Raw genomic sequence first — 5,277 nt, 5'->3', positions numbered from 1 at the left:
GCTGAGCGTACGGCCGCCGGACGAGGCGGCGTTGTTGTGCGCCCGGCACAGCCGGGTCAGGGAGTCGAGCAGGATCACGACGTCGCGGCCCTCCTCGACCAGGCGCTTGGCGCGCTCCACGGCCAGTTCGGCGAGCGCGATGTGCGCCTTGGCGGGCCGGTCGAACGTCGAGGCGTACACCTCGCCCCGCACGCTGCGGCGCATGTCGGTGACTTCCTCGGGCCGTTCGTCCAGCAGCACCACCATGAGATGGGCTTCGGGGTGGTTGGCGGCGACCGACGCGGCGAGCTGCTGGAGCAGCACGGTCTTGCCGGTCTTCGGCGGCGCGACGATCAGCCCGCGCTGGCCTTTGCCGACGGGGGCGACCAGGTCGACGACGCGAGGTCCGAGGCCGCCCGCGGCGCTCTCCAGATGCAGTCGCTCGCGCGGGTGCAGCGGGGTGAGGTCGCGGAAGTGGGGCCGCCGCCGCGTCGCGTGCGCCGGGTCGCCGTTCACGAGGTCGACCTGGGCGAGCGTGTGCGGCCTGCCGCAGGCTCCGCTCACCAAGTCGCCCTTGCGCAGGCCGAGTCGGCGGATGAGGGAGGCCGGAACCTGTACGTCGTGCGGCGTGGGTTCGAGGGTCGTCCCGCGCAGGAAACCGTGGCCTCCTCCGGCGACATCGAGGATGCCCGCGGCCTGGACCGCCGGGTCGGCGGGTGGGGCGGCGGGCGAGGTGCTGCGGGGGATTTCGAGTGTGGTGGTCATGAGGGATCGGTCCTTTCGAGGACGTGTCTGCGAGAAAGATCAGGGCTTGGGGAGGGGATCCGGCGAGACGGCGGGGCGCGATGGCCGCGCGGGGCGGGCAGGAAGGCCCGCGGCCGGTGGGAAACCCGAGGCGGCGCCGCAGTCCACGGGAGGGACGGCGCAAAAACCCGGGTGGGAAGAGCGCAGGGGAGGGACCCCTGCGAGAGAGCAGAAGAGCGATGTTCCGGAGAAGCAAGCGGATGAGGCTCGATCGCCAGGATTCCCGATCGCCGGTATTGAAGACGCGATCATGAGGATCAACGCGGATCCGGAGAGGGGGCTAGCACCGGCGCCACAGAAGGGGCGTACACAAGTGCTGAGGGGAACGTACCACAGATGAGGGAATCCCGGCACCGAGCGGCTCTGCGGCCTATGCTGGGCGCGATGTTCGCACCCCAGGGCCCCACCCTCCGAGAGCTCGCCGTCCAGGCACTTTCCTCCGTCGAGCACGGCTACGACCTGCTCGCGCCCACATTCGACCACACCCCCTTCCGCACCCCCGACACGGTCCTCGCCCCTGTGACGCGGGTCCTGCGCGGTCTCGGGCCCTTCGACACCGGACTCGACCTGTGCTGCGGCACCGGCGCGGGGGCGGGGGTACTGCAGGAGGTGTGCCGCGAGCGGGTGGCCGGGGTGGACATCAGCGCCGGGATGCTCGACGTGGCCCGTCGACGTCCGGCGGCTCCCGGGCCCGCCCACTGGGTACGAGGCGATGCGCTCGCGCTGCCCTTCGGCCCGGTCTTTGACCTGGTGGTGAGCTTCGGCGCCTTCGGACACTTCCTGCCCGCCCTGCGGCCCGCGCTCTTCGCGCAGGTCCACTCGGTGCTCCGCCCCGGCGGCCGGTTCGCCTTCCCGATGCCGGCCCCGGCCGCGCCCGGCTCACTCGGACACCTCGCCATGCTCGGTTTCGACACCGTGATGAGGGTGCGCAACGCGCTTTGGCGGCCCCCGTTCGTCATGTACTACCGCGGCTTCCGGCTCCGCGACGTCACGGCCGAACTGTCCGCCGCGGGCTTCAGCGTCGAGCTGTACGCCCTGGAGGAACTCGGACGGCGGCCGGACGGCGCCCCACGTTGCCGGATGCTGGTGGCGACCCGCACCTCCACGGAGGCCGGGCCGCGGCGGCGTACGCAAGACAGCCAGTGAGCCCCCGTGCACGCAAGGGCCGGTCGACGGCCCGGCCCCTGCCGGATGAGAAAAAGGCGGCGAGGTAGGCCCACCTCGTGCTTCGGGTGGTGCGTCCGGTCGCCCACCGTGATCGCCTGTACTCCCTCTGTTCATGTGCGGGTGAACGCCATAACCTGTGCGACCTTCGGGCTCTGGGGGTCTCGTGAACGGTCTCCGTACGGTTGTTGTCTGCCTTCTGATCGCCTGTGCCGCGGTGCTGTCGCCTGCCGCGGCCGTATCGCCGGCCGCGGCTGCGGCTGCGAAACCGAGCTGGTCGGCGCTGCCGGTGCCGGCGGCGGCAGCCTCACCCGTGACCGTGAAGGACCTCGCCGCCCGTGGGCCGGGCGAGGCGTGGGCGACCGGGTACGAGCACGCCGCTGATGGACTGCGGCCGATGTTGTACCGGTGGGACGGCAAGGCGTGGAGCCGCGACACCACCTTCCCCGGCGCCGGTGAGCCGGGCTGGCTCGGCAAGGTGCAGTTCGTGGGCGAGGAGGTGTGGATCTTCCACAACCGCGAGGGGGTGGGAGAGATCCTGCGCCGGTCGGCGGGCGGGTGGAGCGCCGTCCCGCTGCCGCAGACCCTGTGGACCTACCAGGACTTCACCGCCGTACCCGGTGCCGCGTGGGTGGTCGGTGAGGACGACACCGGGCTGAAGGTGCTGCACTACGACGGTTCCGGCTGGACCGCACAGTCCACCCCGGACGGTGTGCTGTTTCTGATGGGGATCACCGCACGTACCGCCACCGACACCTGGGCCTGGGCGGACACCAGCACCGGGGCCACCGTCCTGCGCTGGGACGGCACGGCGTGGCGCGACGCGAAGGTGCCGCTGCCGTCGAACAGCAACGTACACACGATCATGCTCGAACCCTCCGGCCGGGTCACGATCGGCGGCAGCCAGTACACCGACGGCGTGTCCCGCACCTACCTGATGACCTTCAACGGGCATGCCTGGCGCACCACTTACCCACCGCTGGGCGAGGCCTACACCGAGGCCATGGTGCGCGGCCCGGACGGCGCGCTGTGGCTGCCGGTGCGCAGCGACCGCGCGTTCCGGTCGAAGTACGCACGGGTGGACGGCCCCCGCACCACCTTGCACCACGGACCAGGGCGCACGAACGCGATCGACGTCAAACCGCGTGCACTGGCGAAGGCCGGCTCCGCGCTGCTGTCCTTCGGAACCGTCGAGATCTACGGCTCGAAGCCCAACCTGATGAGCGAACGGCTGGGAGGCTGACCATGGCACGCAGACTTCTCGTAGCGGCCCTCGCTGCCGCCATGACCCTCGTACCCGCAGCCGCGGCGGAGACCCCGTCCTGGCAGCACGTTCCGGTCCCGGCACAAGTACGCCCCCAGGCCGGGCTGAACGAGGCCGTGGCGTTCGGGCCGAGCCGTGCGTGGGCGGTCGGTGCCGACGCCGTCGGCCGCGAGGCGCCGGGCTTCCCCCTGGTGCTGCGCTGGGACGGGACCGCATGGAAGCGCCAGCACCTGCCCGGCGTCGGCTGGCAGGGAGAGCTGCTGTCCGTCGCCGCGACCTCACCGACCGCCCTGTGGGCTGTCGGCCGCGACTCGGGGGGCGGCGCCCGCTTGCTCCGCTCCAACGGCGTCGCCTGGCACGAGAGCCGGGCGCCGCGCGGCGTCGTACTGAGCAAGGCCGTCGCAGGCGGCGGTGAGACCTGGCTGATCGGGTCGCGGGACGGCGCGCAGGCATTGCTGCGCTGGGACGGGCGGGGCTGGCAGGACGTCCCGGTGCCGCCGGGAGCCGTGTACGGCCTGCACGTCCGGGCGGCCGACGACGTCTGGGCCGCGGGCGCCACCGAATCCGGTGCGGCGGTGTCGCACTGGAACGGGCAGTCATGGCAGCAGACGGTCGTGAACGGGTTCCCGCGGTCGGCCGTGAGCAGTGTGCTGGCTGTCTCGTCGACGGAGGTGTGGGCGGGTGGCACGGCCGGGTTCGTCGGCGGCCCCGTCGGCAAGCCGATTCCGCCCCTGCTGGTCCGCTTCGACGGGCAGGCATGGAACCGGGTGGCCGTGCCCACCGACTTCGGCTCGATCACCTCACTGGCGCCCGCCGCTTCCGGCGCGCCGGTCTGGGTCTCGGTGGCCCGCTCGCTGAAGTGGGGCCCGCCGGGCAGCTATCCGCCGTTCGTCCCCGGGCCGGACTTCCTCGCCTGGAACGGGCAGTCGTTCACCGAGTACAGCGAACCGGAGGTGGCCGGGGAGGGCGACTCCTCGACGCTGCGGCCGGCGCCGGTGCCGGGCACAGCGACGATGTGGTCGGTCGGCCGCGCCGCCGGCCCCGAGGGCACGTTCGCCCCACGCATCCTGCGATTCGGCTGAGAGGACGAACGGGGCTCCGTCCCGGTGGAGCCCCGTCCCGGTGGAGCCCCGTCTCGGCGGAGATCACCGCGCCGGGCCGCCCCGTCCCCGCACGGACCGGGCCTGGAGGTGTCGTGGCCGCACCGTCATGCGGATCCCGTCCCGTGCCCACAGCACGAACCGTTCCACCGGTGTCACCTCGTGCCCCGGCGCGGGCCGGAAGCGCAGGCGCTTGAGGAGGACGGCCAGGACGAGCTGGGCCTCGACGGTGGCCAGGGCGGCACCCTCGCAGCTGCGCGGCCCGATCCCGAAGGGGACGTACGCGAGCCGAGGTCGCTTGGCCGCCTCCTGCGGCGTGAACCGCTCGGGGTCGAACCGTTCCGGCTCCGGCCAGTGTGCGGGGTTCAGGTGCACGGCCCAGAACGGATAGAACACCGTCGTCCCGGCGGGGATCTCGTAGGGTCCGAGAACCAGGTCCTCGGTTGTCTCGCGCGCGCCGTACTGTCCCGGCGGGAACAGGCGCATCGACTCCTTGAGCACCATGTCCAGATACGTGAGCCGCCGCAGGTCGCCGTAGTCGGGCGCGGCGCGTTCACCGAGCACCTGGTCCAGTTCGGCAGCGACGCGGTCGGCAGCGTCGGGGTGACGGCCCAGCAGGTGCAGCGTCCACGAGACGGCGACACCAGTGGTGTGGTGGGCGGCGAGCAGCGTCATCATCACGGTGTCCCGGATCCGCGCCGGGCTCTCCCCGGCCTCGACGAGTGCCCCGATCAGGTCGCTGCGGTCTCTGCGGTCGGTGGGGCCGGTCGGGCCGCAGGGGTCGGTGGGGCCCAAGGGGCCGTCCGAGCGGTGCGCCGCCACTACCCGGTCGACCGTCGTGCGCAGATACGCGAGGGCCGCCTCGGCCCGCTCCGCCGAGTGCGGGTCGGCCCGCGGCACCTGGTAGAGCCGCCCGAGGTGCTCGGTGAGCACCTCCTCGAACGCGGCGACGACACGGTCCGCGTC

5 protein-coding genes are annotated in these 5,277 nt (G+C 72.5%); 3 read left to right on the top strand and 2 right to left on the bottom strand.

Going from position 1 to position 5,277, the window contains the following annotated elements; all coding sequences use genetic code 11:
- Positions 1-744: AAA family ATPase (locus tag ACWGIG_RS36610; RefSeq protein WP_453326035.1), on the bottom strand; the 744-nt coding region annotated here is incomplete at its 3' end.
- Between the two features lie 423 nt (positions 745-1,167).
- Here ACWGIG_RS36610 and ACWGIG_RS36605 point away from each other — a divergent pair.
- The 3 genes from ACWGIG_RS36605 to ACWGIG_RS36595 all read left to right on the top strand — a co-directional run bounded on the left by ACWGIG_RS36605 (position 1,168) and on the right by ACWGIG_RS36595 (position 4,293).
- Positions 1,168-1,929, top strand: coding sequence for a class I SAM-dependent methyltransferase (locus ACWGIG_RS36605; protein ID WP_453326034.1), 762 nt, complete (start codon positions 1,168-1,170; stop codon positions 1,927-1,929).
- A 184-nt stretch (positions 1,930-2,113) separates the two neighbouring features.
- Positions 2,114-3,190, top strand: coding sequence for a hypothetical protein (locus ACWGIG_RS36600; RefSeq protein ID WP_453326033.1), 1,077 nt, complete (start codon positions 2,114-2,116; stop codon positions 3,188-3,190).
- A gap of 2 nt (positions 3,191-3,192) precedes the next feature.
- The gene (locus tag ACWGIG_RS36595; protein WP_453326032.1) at positions 3,193-4,293 is read left to right on the top strand and encodes a hypothetical protein; all 1,101 of its coding nucleotides are present in this window, start codon (positions 3,193-3,195) and stop codon (positions 4,291-4,293) included.
- A gap of 63 nt (positions 4,294-4,356) precedes the next feature.
- Here the strand turns inward: ACWGIG_RS36595 and ACWGIG_RS36590 are convergent.
- Positions 4,357-5,277, bottom strand: a 921-nt coding sequence (locus ACWGIG_RS36590) for a cytochrome P450 (protein ID WP_453326031.1), incomplete at its 5' end; no start/stop codon positions are given.

This window comes from Streptomyces sp. NPDC054863 (assembly GCF_053610825.1).
Note: the sequence above shows the minus strand (reverse complement) of the source record. Positions and strands in the feature narration are given on the sequence as shown.

Bases quoted from the DNA above. Each gene is read 5' to 3' on its own strand.
- ACWGIG_RS36595 (WP_453326032.1), top strand. From the start codon at position 3,193: ATGGCACGCAGACTTCTCGTAGCGGCCCTCGCTGCCGCCATGACCCTC.
- ACWGIG_RS36605 (WP_453326034.1), top strand. From the start codon at position 1,168: ATGTTCGCACCCCAGGGCCCCACCCTCCGAGAGCTCGCCGTCCAGGCA.